The sequence below is a fragment of the Nocardia sp. NPDC006630 genome (assembly GCF_040611495.1).
Lineage (GTDB): Bacteria > Actinomycetota > Actinomycetes > Mycobacteriales > Mycobacteriaceae > Nocardia.
The window spans coordinates 338,990-359,758 of the sequence record NZ_JBEXOK010000005.1 but is presented as its reverse complement, the minus strand read 5'-3'; the positions used below and the strand labels follow the sequence as shown (position 1 = coordinate 359,758).

Here is a 20,769-nt window from a genome sequence, read left to right as displayed (position 1 = left end):
CGAGCCTGCGCAGCAGCCACGGGCAGCGCGCACCGGAGCGGGCCGACCTAAGGTGCTGACATCGTACGATCCGCGCACCGGGGAGGTCGTGGGCGATTACGCCATTATGGGCGCCGGTGAGCTGACCCGGGCCGTCCGCGCCGCCCGCACCACCGAACAGTGGTGGGCGGCACTGGGATTCGCCGGGCGCAAACGCTGGCTGCTGGACTGGAAGCGCGCCATCGCGCGCGGCACCCGTGAGCTCGTCGAACTCATCAGCAGTGAGACCGGCAAACCGCGCATGGACGCGGCCGTGGAAGTGACGCTGGCCGTGGAGCATCTGGATTGGGTTGCGCGCCACGCCGAGAAGACGCTGGGCCGCTCGACCCGCAGCACGGCCTGGTTCCGGCACGGCCGGGACGGGTCGATCGGGCGACTGCCGCTGGGCGTGATCGGCGTGCTCGGCCCCTGGCAGAATCCCGTTCTCGCACCGATGAATTCGATCGCCTCCGCCATGGCCGCGGGCAATACCGTGGTGTTCAAGCCGAGCGAGCTCACCCCCGGAGTCGGGGCGTGGCTGGCCGACACCTGGAACCGCCTGTCCCCGAATCAACCTGTGCTGCAGGTGGTTACCGGTGACAGCTCCACCGCCGCCGCCCTCTGCCGGGCGCGGGTGGACAAGATCGCCTACGCCGGATCCGCCGCCGGCGCCCGCGAGGTCACCGCGCTGTGCGCGCAGACCGCCACTCCCCTGGTGGTCGAGCAGGGTGGCCGCGGCGCCATGATCGTCCAGGTCGACGCCCGTCTCGACACCGCCGCGGCCGCAGCGGTATACGGCGCCATGGCCAATGCCGGGCAGCATCCGTCGGGCGTGCAGTGCGTGTACGTGGCGGACTCGGTGTACGAGCCGTTCCTGGAAATGGTGGCCTACCACGCCCGCAAGCTGCGCCCCGCCGCGGACAAGCGCGCCTCCTACGGGCCGATGGTGCTCGACGCCCATCTCGATGTGGTGCGCCGCCAGGTCCGCGATGCGCTGACCCGCGGTGGTCGGGCGGTGGTCGGCAGCCTGGAGTCCATTCGCGAGCCGTATATCGAACCGGTGGTGCTCACCGAGGTCCCGGAGATCAGCCTCGCCATTACCGGTGAGGCGGTGGGCCCGGTGCTGATCGTCAACCGGGTCGCCTCCATGGACGAGGCGGTGGAACGCGTCAACGCCCCTGAAAGAGTGCTCCCCGTAGCCGTTTTCACCCGCGACATCCGCAGCGTCCCCGAATTCGCCGATCGCCTCCGCACCGAACTGGTGACAGTCAATGCCACGCCGGTCTACGGCATCCACGGCCCCGGCCGCATCCGCGACCCGCAGTCCCTGCTCGAATTCGCCCGCACCCAAGCGATCATCGACAAACGCCACCGAGAACCCGTGGGGCTGAGCACCTTCGACAACCACCCCCAGCGCCTCCGCCTGGCAAGAGCACTCTTCCGCCTCCGCCACAAGGTCTGAGCTGGGTTTGATTGCCCTCCGCTTCGCTCCGGGCGGGTGTGGAGGGGCTGGACAGTCTGGGGGGTAGGGCTATTCGGCGTCTGGGGTGGGGGCTGAGCCCAGGAGTACCGCGCTCATGAGGGCGCGGACGCGGGCCAGGTTCTGGGGGCGGGTGTCGAAGCGGAGGCGGCGGCCTACGTCGATGACCTGGCCGATGGCGGCGTGGACGCGGAAGCGGGCTTCGATCTGGTCGCCTTCGAGCAGGTTGGCCCATTCCAGGACGTTCTGGCGCTGGATGGAGCGGAGCCGATGCTGTTCGGAGGCGGGCAGATTGGAGAATTCGGCGAAATAGACCGGGAGGATCTCCGGCATGGTGAAGGTCATGCGGGCGAAGCGTTCGGCAATGCGCACGGCGGCGTCGGCGCGGCTGGTGGCCTCCGACAGCGCTTCGGCATTGGCGATGGCCACGCGTTCGCCGGTGCGGTGGAAGGCGGCGGCGAGCAGATCGGATTTGCTGCTGAAGTAGCGGTAGACGCTGGAGGCGTTGATGCCCGCCGCGGCGCCGATCTCCTCGATACTGGCTTCGTGATACCCCTGCCGCCCGAAGATCCGGATGGCCTCGGTGAGCAGCTGTTCGCGTTTGGAGATGACGGGCAGGCCGCGCACGATCGGGTCGCCGGTGACGGGTGCGGGCGCGGGCGGCAGGTCGGCGCGCAGGATGTCCCAGCAGATGTCGTTGAGCAGGCTCACCAGGCGCGCGTTGGACAGCGCGGTGCGGTGCCCGGTCACGCTGCCGATGGCACTGAGCACGGCCGCGGCGCGCAGGCTGTTGTCGGCCGGGTCGGCCTCGGGGTACAGCTCGGCGATTGGCGCGGTGAAGGTGTCGTGCAGATCGGCGTAGATGACCCGGATGCGAGCGCGATCGGCACTCTCCAGATACCGCCGCTCCCAGCGGTACAGTCCGCCCTCGCGCCGGCAGTCGATGGTGTGCTCGGCGATGCCGCGGATCAGTGCGGTGAGTCGCGGTTCCGGTTCCAGCTCGGGATGGTCGGCGGCGTGGGCGGCATCGACCAATTGCTGCGCGCCCATCTCGGCGGCGGCGACCAGCATGGCGTATTTATTGCTGAAGTGCCGGTACAGCGCGGGCCCGGATATGCCGACCTCGGCGGCGATCTCGTCCACGCCGACCGGGTGATAACCCCGCTCAGCAAAGGCCCGGGCGGCGACGCCGACAATCTGGGCCTTGCGATTCTTGGGTCGGCGCCGGGGCCCCGGTTCGCCGGAAGGTCGCGCGGAAGCGAGTCCCACCTCGCTGCGATCGGCGACCATGCACTTTCTCCTTTTCCACGGCACCGGCTGTTGACAGTGCCGGACGAATCCACCTAAGTTAACCACAATTCGCACAGCCGAACACATCACCGGGAGCACTCATGAGCAACACCGCGACGACCCCGGGCTATACCGCCGTGCTCGACGGCCGGGTACTGCGTATCACCATCACCAATCCCAAGCGCAAGAACGCCATCGACTACGACACCATGCTCGGGCTCGGCGAGACGGTGCTTTCGGCATACGACAATCCCGCGGTGCGGGTGATCGTGCTCACCGGAGAGGGCGGCGACTTCTGTACCGGCGCGGATCTGTCGGCCAGCCCCGGCGAGGCGGCACGCGGAATCACGCCCGAGGACACCATGGTCGCGGCCAATCGGATGATCAAGGCGATCGTGGACGCGCCGATCCCGGTCATCGCCCGGGTGCGGGGTGCGGCCGCCGGTGTCGGCGTCGCCTTCGCCCTGGCCGCCGACCTGATCTACGCGTCCGAGGATGCCTATCTGCTGCTGGCCTTCATCAATATCGGTCTCATGCCGGACGGCGGTGCGGCGGCCATGGTCGCGGCGGCCGCCGGCCGCCCGCTGGCCGCCGAGATGGCATTGCTGGGCGATCGCCTGCCCTGCACCGAGGCGCAGCGGCGCGGTCTGATCACCGGCGTCTACTCCGATGCGGATCTCGAGGCGAAGGTCGAGGCCGCCGCCGCCAAGCTCGCACACGGCCCGCGCCGCGCCCTCGAGCTCACCAAGCGCGCACTGAACGCCGCGGCACTTCCCGCCCTCGACGCCGCACTGGCCGCGGAAGGGATCGGTCAGCCGGAGTTGTTGCGCGGGGCCGATTTCGCCGAGGGTGCGACGGCCATGCTGCAGAAGCGCAAGGCCGTTTTCGCGGAGTAGATCCCGGCCGAAAGCATGCCGGGATGACGAGGGGTCTGCCGGGATGACGGGGCTTGCCGGCAGCGCCGCTATCTCCCGGCGACGGTCAGTTCCCGGCGACGGGTTCAGTTCCCGACGGTCAGTTCCCGGCGACGGTCAGATAGATGAGTGCGACGTTCAAAGCCGTGATGATCGCAGCCACCAGCCAGGCGAGCAGGGTGGTGATGCGCCCGTTCACGTCGTCGCCCATGAGGGTGCGGTCGGTGGTGAAGCGCACCAGGGGAATCAGCGCGAACGGAATGCCGAACGACAGCACCACCTGCGAAATGATCAGCGCCCGAGTCGGATCCACGCCGAGGCCGAGCACCACCAGCGCGGGAATCAGGGTCACCACGCGGCGCACCAGCAGCGGGATGCGGTGGTGCAGCAGTCCCTGCATGATCATGGCCCCCGCGTAGGCGCCGACCGAGGTGGAGGCCAGGCCGGAGGCGAGCAGTCCGATGGCGAGCAGCAGTCCGGCCGCCGGCCCGAGCGTGTCCTGCACCGCGGCGTGCGCGGATTCGAGCGAGTCCACATCCTGCCGTCCGCGCAGCGTTTTTGCGGCCATGAGCAGCATGGCCAGATTCACCGCGCCCGCCAGCAGCATGGCCAGCCCGACGTCGTAGCGGGTGATGCGCAGCAGCCGGGCGCGGGCCGCACCGGCCTCGGGCTGGCCGTGCCGATCCCGGGCCAGTCCGGAGTGCAGATACACCGCGTGCGGCATGACGGTCGCGCCGATCATGGCGGCGGCGAGCAGCACACTCTCGGTGCCGTCGAAGCGGGGCACCAGCCCGCCGATGGTGGAGGAGACCGAGGGCGGCGAAATCACCACGGAGGCAATGAATCCGATGGCGATAATGCCGAGCATGCCCAGGATGATGCGTTCGAACGGCTGCTGCCCGCGCCGATTCTGCACCAGCAGCAGGCCCAGCGACACCACGCCGGTGATCACGCCGCCGAGCAGCAGCGGCAGCCCGAACAGCAGGTTGAGTGCGATGGCGCCGCCGACCACCTCCGCGAGATCCGTTGCGATGGCGACGGTTTCGGCCTGCCCCCAATAGGCCAGCCGGACACCGCGACTCGCCCGCTCCCGCACCACCTCCGGCAGTGACATACCGGTCACCAGGCCGAGTTTGGCCGAGAGGAATTGCACCAGCCCGGCCATGGCATTGGCCATCACGATGACCCACACCAGCAGGTATCCGAACTGTGCGCCACCGCTGATATTCGAGGCCACATTGCCCGGATCGACATAGGCGATGGCGGCGACGAAAGCTGGTCCGAGCAAGACCGTGGCTGATCTCGCTCGCTGGAATTTGGAGCGCGTATCGGCCAGGCTGGTACTCACAACAATAGATTACGGCTAACCGAACTTTTTGTTTAGACCTACCTTCAAGAAAGTGATCAGGCTGATAGCAGCGCCACGCCGCCACTCCCCCGAAGATCGACGCCGACTCCCTGAAGATCGACGCGAAAACGCCGAACGCCCCGGCGGATTCGCCGGGGCGTTCGGATCTTGCGCGAGTTCGGGGCTACTGCCCCGGCAGGCCGGGAATCAGATCCCGAGGCCGCGGGCCAGCACCGGCCAGGAGTTGAGGAACTCGTCGTTCCAGTAACCCCAGGAGTGCGTGCCGGTCGCCCGGAAGTTGTAGGTGGCCGGAATGCCGAGCGAGTCCAGCTTGGCCGCCAGATTGTGGCTGCAGTAGTTGGTGCCGGCCTCGATGGCCCCGCCGATGATCATCTGGTTGGCCAGGCCGTACTGACCGGGCAGCGCGTACGGACCGTCGAGGGCGTCGTACTGTCCGGGCAGACCGCTGCCGGAGGAGATGTAAAGCGCTGTGCCACGCAGCTTCTCGGCATTGACGACCGGATCGTTGGCCGCCCATTCCGGCGAATCCATCGGGCCGTGCATATTCGTGAGCTTGCCGCCGCCCCAGGTCTCGACGGTGAGGCGCATGAATTCCTGGCCGACCGGATCGGACATCTGGGCGCAACCGCTGTACGCGGCGGCGGCCTTGAACAGGCCCGGCCGCATTTCGGGCAGCTGCAGCACGGTGGTGCCGGAGGTGGAGATGCCGGCGACCGCGTTCACGCCGTTGGTGCCCAGGGCCGCGTCGATCAGCGGGGGCAGCTCATCGGTGAAGAAGGTCTGCCACTTGTTGACGCCGAGCGTCGGATCGGTGGTGTCCCAGTCCTGGTAGTAGCTCCACTTGCCGCCGATGGGCTGCACGACATTGACGTTCTTGTCGGCGAGGAAGCCGTTGACGATATTCGTCTTCTTGACCCACGAGGCGTCGTCCTGACCGCCGCCGGCGCCATTGAGGAGGTAGAGCGTCGGCTGCGGCACGGTGGCGTCGGCCGGGCGCTGCACATCGACCGGGTAGGTGGCGTCCATGGCCGCGGAGTGCACGTACAACCGGATGTTCCGGCCGTCCTTCATCTCCGCCTTGGTGATCTTCGACCCGTCCGGGGCGACCGGATCGGCGAGCAGCTTCTTGCTGTCGATGATCGGGTCGGCGCTCGCGGTGGGACCGCCGACACCGGCGACCATGCCGGTGAGAACTGCTGTGACGGCGAGGAAGGCAGCGGCTCGTGCACCGCGCCGGCGACCGGCAAGCCCGTTCCGGACATGTCTCCGAATCAATGTTCACACCTTCGCTGTGGTTCGTTGGTGCCGGTCTACGGCCTGTGCAATCGACGCGGTATCGGCCGATATTACGGAGTGGTCTCGCGACCGTGCTCGGCGAGTCCGCCCAGGGCCTGCACCCAGCCCTCGACGAGTCGCTTGATCTGCTCCAGGTCGAGTACCGCGCCCGCGAAGTCGAAGCGGGCGACGAGACCGTCCTGGGTGGTATCCACCGTGACGTCCAGATAGAGGTCGTCGGCGACCGGCTCCGGATACACCCGGGCGGGTCGCAGATCACGGTAGCGGAAACCGATGCGACCCACCGGAAGTCCGGCGATTGCGGCCGCTGTGTCGGGGTTCAGATGCTGCAGCAGGCCGAAGCCGACGCCCTGTGCGGGCACCTCGCGGCAGCGGTCGCGAATCTGCTCGAGCACGGATCCGGCGGCGGGCCCGCCGCGCCGCACCTCGTCGAAGTCCACGCCGTACACCCGCAGTGCGAAGGGGTAGGGCGTGCTGAACGCGCCCACGGTGCGATGTCCGGCGGGATCGCCCGGCACCCGCCCGTCGGCGACCAGCTGCACCACCGAACCCAGTGCGCGCCGGACCGATTCGCCGCTGTCGTCGAGCAGGGTGACGGCGAGCGCGCCGAGCAGGACCTCGTCGATGGTGGCGTCGTAGCGGCGGGCCACGGTATCCACGGCCGCCGCGCCCTCACCGGTGATGGAGACCGATACCCGGCCGCGGGCGATCGGCCCCTCGTCGGCGCCGAACACCTCCGCCGGATCCCGGCCCTCGGTGGCCGAGGTCAAAGAGGCACGCCACCACTCCAATTCGATGACCGTCGGGGCGGCGACCGCCCGGTCCGCGAGCGCCTGGGCAATGCCGACCGGATGCGCGTCCGCACTGGGCGGCGTGGCATGTCCGCCGGACCAGGAGGCCGTCAGGTCCTCGATGATGGTGCGCCACGAGGTGTCGTCCACCACGAGGCCGTTGGCGACCGCGACCAGAACGGCCGCGGGGCAGTCGATCGGATCGAGGGTCGGGTCCGCCTGTGCGCCGGCCATGAGCACGAAGCGAATATTGCGGCCCTTCTCCGGATCCAGCTCCGCCGCGGCGGCGTGGATGACCGCTTCGATCGGATCGCCCACCGCCTCGACGGCCGGATCCAGCTGCCAGACCTGGGCATCGCTCGAATTGGCCTGTGCCGGAATGTCCATGACGGCCGCTTCGCCGTCCCGGCGCAGTCGCGACCACAGTGCCGGATGCCGGTCCAGCAGGGTGCGCACCGAGCGCCGCACCCGGGAGCCGGAGACATCGGCCGCGATATCGAGCGTGATGGCCCGAACCCAGAGACCGGACGGCTCGACATCGAGCAGGCTCACAGCGCCCGCGGGCAGCGGAGAAACCTTGCCCACCGCGGTGAGTCGCGGACCCATGATCGGCGGCGCGGCCGGAGCAGCCGCAACCTGTGCAGGGGCTTCCGCCACTTCCGCGCCGGAGATCTCCTGCGCTTCCAGATCGATGGCGTCCGGAGTTCCCGCGCCGTCAGCGCCCAGAGCTCCTGCGCCGTCAGCGCCCAGAGCTCCTGCGCCGTCTGCGTCGGGAGATCCTGCGCTGTCAGCGCCCAGAATTCCCTGGCGGCGGGCGTCCAGGGATGCCCCTCCGTCAACATCCGGAGTTCCCTGGCGGCGGGCGTCTGGGGATTCCCCTCCGTCAGCCCGCTGCGATCCCTCGGCCGAGACCTGCGGACCTTCCTCGGCGGATGCCTCCGGACCCGCGCCCGAGGCAGAGTCTCCGATTTCCCTTGCGGCCGAGACTGCTTCGGCGGCAGACGTGCCCGGCGCCGAGGCGGCGATCTCGCCGGTGTCGAAGCCGGAGAAGAGCTTGTCGACGAACGCTTCCGCATCGGCGGCCGGGAACTCCTCGGCGGCAACGTAATCCGAGGCAGCGCTGTAACCCGAGGCGGTGTCGCTGTCCGGAGCCGGGGGCGTCCCGTCGGCGGCACGCAGTTTCACGCCGGAGGGCGGTGCGTCGAAGGTGATGATCGGCAGCACCTGGGTGGTGGCCCAGTCGGCGTCTTCCGTCACCTCTTCCGCGGCTTCTTCGCTTGCGGCAGGAGCACTTTCGCGTTCCAGCAGCGCAGCCAGCTGCGGCCCGATGACGGCGTACGCCTCCGCCGTGGTCAGCAGCTGATGCGTGATCGGCACGACGTGATCGGTAATGGTTCCGGTGACGAATCCCCGCCAGTCGTCCGGCGAGTGCGGGTGATCGTCGCCGCGCCCCTGCTCGGCGGAGAACAGGTCCATCTCCCCGTCGAAGACCTTCGGCCGGTACTGCGAGCCGAGTTCGACGGTGTGCACCGCGCCCCGGTAGATTCGGCGCAGCCGTTCGACGGTGAGCACCGCGAGGTCAGCGGGGATGGCCGCGTGCAGTGCGGCCAGCGCCTCATCGCTCAGATCGCTCATATCCCCGTCGGGGAAGGCTTCCTCGCCCACGCCGAGCGCCGCGAACTCATCCCGCACCGCGGCGGTGAAGTCCGCGAATTCGGCATCGGGGTAGGCGTCGAGATTGGCGAGGACGTCGACCCGCTCCCCCTCGGCCTGCAGTTCGGTGGCGATGGCGTGGGCCAGAATGCCGCCGAGGGAGTAGCCGAGCAGCCGGTACGGCCCCTCCGGCTGCACCTCGCGCATGGCGCTGACGTACCGCCGCGCCACCTCTTCGAGGGAGGCGGGCAGATAGTCGGCCTCGGTGAGCGCCGGGGACTGCAGACCGTACACCGGCTGATCGGCGGGCAGGAAGCCCACCAAACCGGCGTAACACCAGGACATTCCGACCATGGGCGGCGCGCAGAACAGCGGCGTCCGGCTGCCGGTGGCACGGATCGGCAGCACCACGGCCATGGCGCCGTCGGCGGCCGAATCGTAGTCGTGGCTGTTCTCCAGCGCCGCGGCGATACGGGCGGCGAGCCCGGTGACGGTGGGATCGGCGAAGAACCACGCGACCATGACCTGCGCCCCGGACAGCTTGCGCAGCTTGCTCACAATCTGGGTGGCCAGCAGCGAATTACCGCCGAGCGCGAAGAAGTCGTCGTCGACGCTGACCCGCTCCACCTCGAGCACCTCGGCGAAGGCGGCCGCGATGGTCTCCTCCAGCGAGGTGGACGGCGCCCGGTATTCGCGTTGCCGCAGTACGGGTTCCGGTAGCGCCTTGCGATCGAGCTTGCCGACCGGGGTGAGCGGAATCTCGTCGAGCACGACAATCGCGGTGGGCACCATATGCGGCGGCAGGCTCAGCGCGGCGTACGCCTGCAAATGCTCCGGTTCGAGGGCGTTGCCGAGCACGTACGACACCAGAACCGTTGCCCCGGAGGCATTCTTGCGCCCGACCGTGATGGCGAAGTCCACATCCGGATGCCCGCCGAGCACCGCGTCGATCTCACCGAGTTCGATGCGGAAGCCGCGGATCTTCACCTGGAAGTCGGAGCGCCCGACGTAGTCGAGTTCCCACTTCGTATCCGGCAGTGCGGTATTGCCGCCCCGGTCCGCCGGATCGGCGTACCAGCGCACCACATCGCCGGTGCGGTACATGCGTGATCCCGCTGCGCCCCAGGGGTTTGCGACGAAGCGTTCGGCCGAGAGCCCCGCCCGATTGCGATAGCCGCGCGCGAGCGCGCCACCGGCCAGGTACAGCTCCCCCGCGACACCCGGCGGCACCGGGTTCAGGCGGCCGTCCAGCACCAGCGCCGACATACCGTGCACCGGTGTGCCGATGGTGATGTGGCGGCCCGGTGTGAGCTGCGCGTAGGTGGAGATGATCGTGGTCTCGGTCGGGCCGTAGGCATTGTGATAGACCCGGCCCGGGGCCTTCCAGCGGCTGACCAGCTCCGGCGAGGTCACATCGCCGCCGATCGACAGCATGACGAGCTGCGGCTGTTCGGCCGGATCGAGGGTGCTCAGCACCGCCGGGGTGAGCAGCGCGTGCGTCACGTTCTCACTGCGCATGAGCTCGCCGAGCTCGGCGCCGCCCAGGATCTCCTTGGGCACGATCACCAGGGTCGCGCCGATGTAGAAGGCGCACACCCACTCCAGCACCGACGGATCGAAGCTGGGTGAGCAGTTGTGCAGCATCCGGTGCCCGGGGTCGAGCTCGTACCGGGCCACTGCGTAGTCGGCGAGGCCGCCCACACCGGCGTGCGTGACGGTGACACCCTTGGGCATACCGGTGGAGCCGGAGGTGTAGATGACGTAGGCCGGATGCTGCATGCGCAGTGGCGCAAGGCGATCCGCGTCGCTGACGGGCGCGGCCGAGCGGGCGACGCACTGCTGATCGGTCGCCGGATCGTCCAGGCAGAGCCATTCGAGCGTCTCGGGCAGACCGTCCAGATGGGCCTTACCGGTGATGCCGATAATGGCGCCGGAGTCGATCACCATGTGCCGCACGCGATCCGCCGGATACGTCGGGTCGATCGGTACGTGCGCCCCGCCCGCCTTGGCGACTGCGAGCACGGCCGCGACGGTCTCGAACGACCGCGGGAAGGCCACGGCGACAAGCTTTTCCGGGCCGACACCGCGATCGATGAGCACCCGCGCCAGCTGCGACGAGTAATCGTCCAGCTCGCCGTAGGTGATGGAGTGCCCGCGGTAGCGCACCGCGATCCGGTCCCGGCCCAGGCGCAGACCGGCGGTGAGCAGATCGGGCAGCAGCCCGGTCGCCATGACCTCATCTCCGTGCACATGGGTGAGCAGCTGGTATTCCTCGTCGCCGAGCAGCGCGAGATCGCCGACGGGCGTCTCGGGGCCGCCGGCGATGGCGGCGAGCAGCCGTTGGAAGCGGTCGGCGAAGACTCCGATGGTGGCGTAGTCGAACAGGTCGTGCGCGAAGGTGAAGGCCGCCTGCAGGCCCGCCTGATCGCTGCTGCTCATGGTCAGCGACAGATCGACCTGCGAGGTCTCGACCTCGGATTCCAGTGCGGCAATGCGCAGTTCGGGCAGCTCGACATCATTGTCCGGCAGGTTCTGGAAGGCCAGCATGACCTGGTACAGCGGATTGCGGGCGGTGGAGCGCTCCGGATTGAGCAGATCCACCAGCCGCTCGAACGGCACCTCGGCATGTGCGAAGGCGCGCAGATCGGCGTCCTTGGTGCGGGCCAGCAGCTCCTCGAAGCGCAGCTCGCCCGGCACCTGGGTGCGCAGGACCAGCGTGTTCACGAACATGCCGATGACGTCGTCCAGCTCGGCCGCGCCACGACCGGCGACAGGTGTGCCGATGGCGATGTCCTCGGTCCCGGACAGCCGGGCCAGGAAGATGGCCAGCGCGGTGTGCACCACCATGAACAGCGTGGCGTGCTGCTCCCGCGCGATCCGCTGCAGCCCCTGGTGCGTCGCGTCGTCGATCGCGAATTGCACACTGCCGCCGCGGAAGGACTGCACCGGCGGGCGCGGGCGATCGGCGGGCAGATTCAATTCGTCGGGCAGTCCGGCGAGTTCGGTCCGCCAGTACGCGGTCTGCCGCGAGATCAGGCTGTCCGGATCGTCCTCGGACCCGAGCAGTTCGCGCTGCCACAGCGCGTAGTCGGCGTACTGCACCGGCAGCGGCGTCCAGGCCGGCGCGGTGTGTGCCGACCGCGCCATATAGGCCATGACCAGATCGCGGGCCAGCGGGCCCATCGACCAGCCGTCCGAGCTGATGTGATGCGTGACCACCACCAGCACGTGTTCGATCGTCTCGGCGACATGCAGGCGGAAGAGCTTGACCCGCAACGGAGTATCGCGCGTCACCTCGAACCCGGCGGTGAGCAGTGCGCCCACCCGCTCGGCCACCGCATCGACGCCGATCACCTCGGGTGCGAGCTGCGGCACCGCCTGTTCGGCGGGCAGCACCACCTGCTGCGGCGCGCCCCCGGTCTCCGGATAGATGGTCCGCAGCGTCTCGTGCCGCCGCACCAGATCCGCGACGGCCTGCTGCAGCGCCTCGGTATCCAGCTCACCGGTCAGCCGCAGCGCGATCGGCAGATTGTAGGCCGAGGAGGTGGGATCGAACTGGTTCAGGAACCACATGCGCTGCTGCGCGAGGGACAGCGGCACCTGCTCCGGACGCGGTCCGGCCACCAGCCTGGGTCGCGGCGCGGCGGCCTCGGAACCCGAAATCCGCTGTGCGAGTGCGGCAACCGACGGCACCTCGAACAGGTCCCGTACGCCGAGACCGGTATCGAGCGCGGCGTTCACGCGCGCGATGACGCGGGTGGCGACCAGCGAATTACCGCCGAGCGCGAAGAAGTCGTCGTCCAGACCGACCTGCTCGAGCCCGAGCACCTGGGCGTACACCTCAGCCACGGTCTGCTCGGCGTCGGTGACCGGAGCCCGGAATTCGTGCGCGGCCGCGAAATCCGGCGCGGGCAGCGCCCGGCGATCCAGCTTGCCGGAGGGATTGACCGGGAACTCGTCCAGCACCACGAACGCCGCAGGCACCATGTATCCCGGAAGACGTTCCGCGAGTGCGGCTTTCAGCTCCGAAGTATCGACCGCACGCCCGGTGACGGGCACAACGTAGCCGACCAGCTGATCACCGAGCCGCTCGTCACCCCGCAGCACCACCACCGCTCGCGCGACGGAAGCCTGTGCCGTGAGCGCCGCCTCGATCTCGCCGAGCTCGATCCGCAGACCGCGCAGCTTCACCTGGAAGTCGGTGCGGCCCAGGTACACCAGCTGACCGCGATCGGTCCACCGCACCAGATCACCGGTGCGGTACATCCGCGCGCCACGCTCACCGAACGGATCGGCCACGAACCGGTCCGCGGTCAGGTCTGCGCGACCGTAGTACCCGCGCGCCAACTGCGCACCGGCCAGATACAGCTCACCCGCCATACCCGGGGCGACCGGATGCAGCCGCGCGTCGAGCACGTACGTCTGCGCGTTCCACACCGGCGCACCGATCGGCACCGCACCCGAAACCTGTTCGCCGACAGCGGCATAGGTGGCGTGCACGGTGAATTCGGTGGGTCCGTAGAGATTGTGCAGTTCCGCGCCGGAGATGCGCCGGAAGGCGGCGACCGCATCGCCGGTGAAGGCCTCACCCGCGACCAGCAGCGTGCGCAGCGAGGTGAGCGCCGCCGGATCGGCGCTGTCGGTGAAAGCACTCAGCATGGACGGCACGAACGAGGTCATGGTGACCCGCTCGGCGGCGATCACCTCGGCCAGGTACGCCGGATCGCGGTGCCCGTCGGGCGCGGCGATCACCAGTCGGGCGCCGACGGCGAGCGGGCCGAAGAGCTCCCACACCGAGACATCGAAGGTGGCCGGGGTCTTGAGCAGCACCACATCATCGGCGCCGATCGCGTATTCGCCGGTGATCCAGCCGATCTGATTGACGGCCGCGGCGTGCGAGACCGCGACACCCTTGGGCCGTCCGGTCGAGCCGGAGGTGAAGATGACGTACGCGGTATTCGCCCCGTGCAGCGGCGCGAGGCGTTCGGCATCCCGGATCGGGGCATCGGAGTAGCCCGACAGCTCGATCGCATCGATGACCGCGACCGGGCCGTCGTAGGCGAAATCATCACCGCGCGTGGTGAGTACGCACGCGGGCCGCGCCGTCTCGAGCACGTGCTCGAGACGATCGGCCGGCTGATCCAGATCCAGCGGCACATAGGCGCCACCGGCCTCCAGGACGGCGTAGATGGCGACCACCAGCTCCACCGAACGCCGAATGCCCAGCGCCACCAGTGATTCCGGCCCCACGCCCGCGGCGATCAGATGCCGTGCCAGGCGATGCACCCGCGAGGCCAGCTCGTCGTAGGACACTTCCCGGCCCTGGTAACGCAGCGCCGCGGCGTCCGGAGTCAGCACGGCCCGCGCCTCGAACTTCGAGAACAACTGTCCCGCAGGCAGTTCCAGCGCCGTATCGTTCCAGTCGGTGAGCACCTTTCGGCGCTCGTCGAAGCCGAGCACGTCGATATCGCCGACGATCCGGTCGGCATCGGCGGTGACCGCGACCAGTATCCGCCGGAAGCGGTCGGCGAAGTGCTGCACCGTCGCCTCGTCGAAAAGATCGGTGGCATAGGTGAACAGCCCGGTCATGCCCTGCGGCGTGCCGTCGGCGTCGGCGCGCTCGCCGACGGTCAGCTGCAGATCGAACTTGGCCAGCGGCACATCCAGTTCCACCGCCGAGACCGAGACGCCGGGCAGTTCCAGTTCCGAGGTGGCCAGGTTCTGGAAGGTCAGCATGGTCTGGAACAGCGGATGCCGGGCCTGCGAGCGGGCCGGGTCCAGCACCTCCACCAGGCGCTCGAACGGCACATCGGCGTGGCCGAAGGCGGCGATATCGCTGTCGCGCACCGTATTCAGCAGTTCCCCGAAGGAGTCGGCCGGATCGATCTCCGCGCGCAGCACCAGGGTATTGACGAACATGCCGATGAGGTCGTCGAGCGCGGCGTCGCCGCGGCCGGCGACCGGTGCGCCGATGGCGATGTCACCGGTGCCCGACAGCCGCGCCAGCAGGGTCGCGAAGGCCGCGTGCACCACCATGAACAGGGTGGCGCTGTGCTCCTGCGCCACCCGGTGCAGTCCGGCGTGCACGAGCGCGTCGATCTCGAAGACCAGGGTGGCGCCGCGCCCGGAGGCCACGGCGGGGCGCGGGCGGTCGCCCGGCAGTTCGAGCTGGTCCGGCAGTCCCGCCAGCGCGGTGCGCCAGTGGTCCAGCTGCCGGGTCAGCAGTGAGTCGGGATCGCTTTCCTCGCCGAGGATTTCGCGCTGCCACAGCGCGTAATCGGCGTACTGCACCGGCAGCGGCGTCCACTCCGGTTCCCGGCTCTGCAGGCGGCTCAGGTACGCGGTCATGAGGTCGCGGGTGAGCGGTCCGGCGGAGAAACCGTCACCGGCGATGTGGTGGACCACGCACACCAGCACGTGGTCGTCGGCGGCCAGCCGCAGCAGGCGCAGGCGCAGCGGCGGCGCGGTGGTCACATCGAAACCGGCGATGGCCGCCTCGGCCACGGCGGCAACAAGATTCGCCTCGGTGGCATCCACCATCGGCAGCGAGGGCATGGCCTCGGGATCGTCGCCGGAGAGCACCACCTGGTGCCCGACACCGTCGGACTCCGGGTAGATGGTGCGCAGCACCTCGTGCCGCTCCACCAGATCACGCACGGCGGCGCGCAGTGCGGGCACGTCCAGCGGCCCGGTGATGCGCAGCGCGGTGGGCAGATTGTAGGTCGCCGAGCCGGTATCGAAGCGGTTCAGGAACCACATGCGCTGCTGGGCGTAGGACAGCGGAATCCGTTCCGGCCGTTCCATGGCGCGCAGCGGTGCGATCAGGGCGCCGACGTGCTCACCGAGCGTCCCGGCGAGTTCCGCCACGGTCGGCGCATCGAAGAGGGCCCGCACCGGCACCCGCGCGCCGATGGCAGCACCCAGCCGGCCGACCACCTGGGTGGCGCTGAGCGAATTGCCGCCGAGCTCGAAGAAGTCGTCGTCCGCACCGACGCGTTCCGCACCGAGCACCGAGGCGAACACCTCGGCCACGGTCCGCTCGGCGGTGGTGGACGGGGCCCGGTAGGCCCGCGCCTGGAACTCGGGTATCGGCAGCGCTTTACGGTCCAGCTTGCCGCTGGCATTGAGCGGCAGGGCCTCGAGCCGGACCACAGTGGCGGGCACCATATACGACGGCAGCGCCGCCCGGACATGCGCCAGCAGCGCGGCATCACCCACTCGCGCACCGGATTCGAGCACCACATAGGCCACGAGCCGATCACCCGTCGCGGCCCGCACCAGCGACACCGCGGCACGATGCACCGCACTGTGGCTCAGCAGCACCGTCTCGATCTCGCCGAGCTCGACACGCTGACCGCGCAGCTTCACCTGGAAGTCACTGCGGCCCAGATACTCCAGCGCATAACCCTCGACGTCCGGGTCGGCCACCCAGCGCACCACATCACCGGTGCGATACAACCGCTCACCACCGGCATGCGCGACAAACCGCTCCGCCGTCAACGCGGGCGCACCGAGATAACCGCGCGCCAACTGCACACCGGCCACATACAGCTCGCCCGCCGCCCCGAACGGCACCGGCTGCAACTGCCGATCCAGCACATGCACACGTGTATTGGCGACCGGGCTGCCGATCGGCACCGCGACGCCCGCCGACCGGTCCGCGGGATGCGCAGTGACCACGGTCGCCTCGGCCGGGCCATACCAGTTGACCAGCGCCGTATCCGGCAGCGCCGCAACGGACTTCGCGGCGGTCTCGGCGGACAGCGCCTCACCGGCGGCGAACACCCAGCGCAGCTGCGCCGAAGCGGGCACCGCCGAGGTCGCCGCACCGTCGAGGTACGCCTCGAGCATGGACGGCACGAAATGCACCGAGGTGACGCCGTAGTCGGCGATCATGCGCGCGATGTAGGCCGGATCGCGATGTCCGTCCGGCTCCGCGACGACCACCGCCGCACCGGTCTGCAACGGCCAGAACAACTCCCACGTGGAGATGTCGAACGTGATCGGCGTCTTGTGCAGCACCACATCCCCCGCACCGTGCGGGTAGGTGCGCTGGGCCCAGCGGAACTGATTGGCCATCTGCCGGTGCGTGATCACCACGCCCTTGGGACGACCGGTGGAACCGGAGGTGTACATGACGTATGCCGCATGATCCGGCCGTACCGCGGCCGCACCGACGAACTCGATATCGTCGGCGCCCGCCACGGCTTCGATGAAGAAAAGCGTTACACCCGAAGCGGTTTCGAACGAATCATCGCCGCGGGTCAGCACGCATACCGGGGCCGAACCGGCCAGCACGTATTCATTGCGCTCCGCCGGATGATCGGGATCGACCGGCACGTACGCACCGCCGGCTCGCAGCACGGCATAGAGGGCGACAACGAGGTCGATGCTGCGCCGCATGGCGACCGCGACCCGTGTCTCCGGTCCGACGCCGCGCAGCGTGAGTTCCTGCGCCAGCCGCCGCGAGCGCGCATCGAGTTCGGCATAGGTCAGCGTGGTGTCGCCGAACATCACCGCGAGCGCATCGGGCGTACGCGCCGCCTGCGCGTCGAACAGTGTCAGCAGCGTCGAATCATCGAGCAGCTCGGCCACTTCGGTGGCATTGACGGTGTCGAGCGCTTCGCGCTCGCTGTCCAAGAGCGCGTCCACCTCGCCGACTCGCGCCCGCGGATCGGCGCCGAAGCGGCCCAGCAGCAGTGCGAGCCGCTCCGCGAGCGCTTCCGCCGCCGCATTGTCGAACAGATCGCGCAGATACTTGAGAGTGACCCGCAGCGTCTTGCCCGGCGTCACCATGACGGTCACCGGATAGTGCGTGCCATTGGCCGCCGAGGTGCCGAGCAGGCCCACCCCCTCGATGGGCGCGGCCGCCTCGTCCAGCGCCGCATCGTCCACCGGGAAGGAGGCGAACACCACCAGCGAATCGAAAATCCCGTCTATGCCGGTGATTTCCTGGATTTCGCCGAGGCCGAGGTAGTGGTGATCCAGCAGTGCCGCCTGCTCGTCCTGCAGCTGCCGCAGCACATCGGCGAGGGTGTCGGCGGCATCGAGCCGCACCCGCACCGGAATGGCATTGAGGAACAGGCCGACCATGGTCTCGATGCCCGCCAGCTGCGGCGGGCGGCCGGAGACCGTTGCACCGAAGACCACGTCGTCACGATCGGTGCTGCGCCCGATGAGCAGACCCCAGGCCGCCTGCACGATGGTGTTCACCGTGACGCCGGTCTCGGCGGCGACCGCGCTCAGCGCGGCGGTATCTGCGGCGGACAGCTCGAAGCCCAATTCGCCGATGCCCGCGGAGATTTCGCGCGACCGGTCGACCGGCGCCAGCGGCGACGGCTCGGTGAATCCGGCGAGCGCCTCCTGCCAGGCCGCCCGCGCGGCATCGCGATCCTGTGCGACCAGCCAGGCCAGATAGTCCCGGTAGGAGCGCACCGGCGGCAGCAGCGCCGGATCCCCGCCGAGCGCGTAGAACGCCAGCATGTCCTGCATGAGCAGCGGCAGCGACCAGCCGTCGAGCAGAATGTGATGGCTGGTGACGAACAGCTGATACCGCTCCGGCGCGGTGCGCACCAGGGTGAACCGCAGCAGCGGAGCGGACCGCATATCGAAGTGGCCGCTCATCTCGGCGGCCATCAGCCAGTCGGTGCGCGCGGGGGCCGCGCCCGGCTCGCGATCGCCGAGATCCATATAGCGCCAGGGCACTTCGAGATCGTCGACGACCACCTGCAGCGGGTTGCCCGCGGAATCCTCCGCGAAGGCGACACGCAGATTCACATGCCGGTCCAGCATGGCCTGCGCGGCGGCGCGCAGTCGGGGAATATCGAGTTCACCGCCGAGCTCGACGGTGAACTGCACCATGTACGCATCGACAGAGGATTCGGCCAGCAGCGCGTGGAAGAGCATGCCCGACTGCAGCGGCGTGAGCGGCCAGACATCCGACATGGCCGGGTAGATCTCTTGCAGCCGTTCGCGATCCGCATCACTGATCTGCACCAGCGGACCGGTGGACAGCTCCAGCTCGCCCGAACCCGGTGTCACCGATTCGGCGATCTCCGCCAGCCCCGCCACGGTGCGCGCGGCGAAAACATCCTTGGCCTTGAACGCCAAACCCTGTGCCCGCGCCCGGGACACGATCTGAATGGAGGTGATGCTGTCGACGCCGAGGGCGAAGAAATCATCGTCCAGCCCGACCTGCTCGACCCTCAGCACCTCGGCGAAGATATCCGAGATCAGTTGCTGCGCAGGTGTTTCCGGAGCCCGATAGGCGGTCACGGCCAGTTCCGGCGCGGGCAGCGCGGCGCGATCGAGCTTGCCGACGGGCGTCAGCGGGATCTCGTCCAGCACCGTGATCCCGGCGGGCACCATATGCGGCGGCAGCGCGCTCTCGGCCAGCGCCGTCAGGTCGGCCACATCCACGGTTGCGCCGGGTGCGGCATGCACGTAGGACACCAGAACCGTTGCGCGGTCCTGCACCTGGTGACCGACGGTCACCGCGAAATCGACGGACTCGTGCCCGGCGAGCACGGCGTCGATCTCCCCGAGCTCGATCCGGAGCCCGCGAATCTTCACCTGGAAGTCATTGCGCCCCAGGTATTCCAGTTCACCGTCGGCAGTCCAGCGCACCAGGTCGCCGGTGCGGTACAGCCGGGAACCACTGTCGTCGAACGGATTCGCCACGAACCTGGTCGCGGTGAGCCCGGGCCGCCGATGGTAACCGCGCGCCAGCAGCACGCCGGCCACATACAGCTCGCCCGCCACGCCCGGTGCGACCGGCCGCAACCGCTCGTCCAGCACGTACTCGACGGCACTGCGAATGGGCGTGCCGATGGTGACCGGACGCTCCGGCGACAGTTCGGCGCTATTGGTCCAGATGGTGGTCTCGGTGGGTCCGTAGCCATTGAGCAGCGACCGCTCGCCGTCGGCGATCGGAGTCACCCAGCGCCGCACCACCTCGGGCGGGCAGGCCTCGCCGACGGCCACCACGACCCGCAGTTCGTCCAGCCCGTTCGGGTCCAGTGAGGCCAGCACCGACGGCGTGATCACCGCATGGCTGACCGACTCCCGGGCCAGCAGCGCACCCAGATCCTCGCCGCCGTAGACCTCGGGCGTGGCCACGACCAGGGTGGCCGCCGAACCGAGGGCGATGAGCTGTTCGTAGATCGAGGCGTCGAACGACGGGGACGCCACCTGCAGCACCCGGGATTCGGGCGTGACCCGGAAGCGCTCGCGCAGCTCCTCGGTCACGCCGGACAGACCTGTATGCGAGACGACCACGCCCTTGGGCAGACCGGTCGATCCGGAGGTGTAGATCGTGTACGCCGGATGTTCGGCCCGCAGCGGCTGCACCCGGTCGGCATTGGTCACCGGTTCGGCCGGGTAGCTCTGCAGCTGCTCGCCGAGGTCGGCGGTGTCCAGTTCCAGCCAGGTCACCGCGTCCGGCAGCTCGGCGCCCCGGCCGCCGACGGTCAGACCCAGCACCGCCTGCGAATCGGTGACCATGTGCAGTACCCGGTCGGCCGGATAGTTCGGGTCGACCGGGACGAATCCGGCGCCGGTCTTGGCGACCGCCCAGATGGCGAGCACCGATTCGACCGAGCGCGGGATGGCGAGGGCCACCAGGTCCTCGGGCCCCACGCCCCGGTCGATCAGCAGCCGGGCCAGCCGGGTCGAGCGCTCATCGAGCTCGGCATAGCTGAGCTGGTCATATGCCTGTGCGGCATCGGCCAGGACGAGGGCAACCCCGGTCGGGTTGGCCTCGACCGCGGCCGAGAGCAACTGCGGCAGTGTGGGGACGCGGGGACGTCTGGTGCGGGTGGGCCGTACACGAGCTGTACGGGTCATGCGCGCACCGCCCGAATCGCGCTGTGCCGCTGGCCGACCACCCGAATCATGAAGATGTCCCTCATCCTGTCCGTTGTTGCTCGTGCCGCCGGTACACCCCCCGAAATGAATCGA

General features: G+C 69.1%; 6 protein-coding genes. 2 read left to right on the top strand and 4 right to left on the bottom strand.

The window, feature by feature from the left end:
- Window positions 1-52 precede the first annotated feature (52 nt).
- The gene (locus ABZX86_RS16715; RefSeq protein ID WP_355124317.1) at window positions 53-1,480 is read left to right on the top strand and encodes an aldehyde dehydrogenase family protein; all 1,428 of its coding nucleotides are present in this window, start codon (window positions 53-55) and stop codon (window positions 1,478-1,480) included.
- A 69-nt stretch (window positions 1,481-1,549) separates the two neighbouring features.
- On the opposite strand, the gene ABZX86_RS16710 is transcribed toward ABZX86_RS16715, so the two are convergent.
- Entirely contained in the window at window positions 1,550-2,788 is a 1,239-nt protein-coding gene (locus ABZX86_RS16710; protein WP_355124315.1) for a helix-turn-helix domain-containing protein, read from the bottom strand.
- A 101-nt stretch (window positions 2,789-2,889) separates the two neighbouring features.
- Here ABZX86_RS16710 and ABZX86_RS16705 point away from each other — a divergent pair, with 101 nt between their 5' ends.
- Window positions 2,890-3,684 (top strand): enoyl-CoA hydratase-related protein, encoded by a 795-nt coding sequence (locus ABZX86_RS16705; RefSeq protein WP_355124313.1) that lies wholly within the window; start codon window positions 2,890-2,892, stop codon window positions 3,682-3,684.
- A gap of 118 nt (window positions 3,685-3,802) precedes the next feature.
- Here the strand turns inward: ABZX86_RS16705 and ABZX86_RS16700 are convergent, their stop codons facing one another.
- The 3 genes from ABZX86_RS16700 to ABZX86_RS16690 all read right to left on the bottom strand — a co-directional run bounded on the left by ABZX86_RS16700 (window position 3,803) and on the right by ABZX86_RS16690 (window position 20,655).
- Complete coding sequence (locus ABZX86_RS16700) at window positions 3,803-5,050, bottom strand: Nramp family divalent metal transporter (protein WP_355124311.1); 1,248 nt, start codon at window positions 5,048-5,050, stop codon at window positions 3,803-3,805.
- A gap of 207 nt (window positions 5,051-5,257) precedes the next feature.
- Complete coding sequence (locus tag ABZX86_RS16695) at window positions 5,258-6,253, bottom strand: alpha/beta hydrolase family protein (RefSeq protein WP_355124867.1); 996 nt, start codon at window positions 6,251-6,253, stop codon at window positions 5,258-5,260.
- Between the two features lie 164 nt (window positions 6,254-6,417).
- A complete protein-coding gene (locus ABZX86_RS16690; RefSeq protein ID WP_355124309.1) occupies window positions 6,418-20,655 on the bottom strand; it encodes an amino acid adenylation domain-containing protein in 14,238 nt (4,745 codons plus the stop codon).
- Window positions 20,656-20,769: the final 114 nt, after the last annotated feature.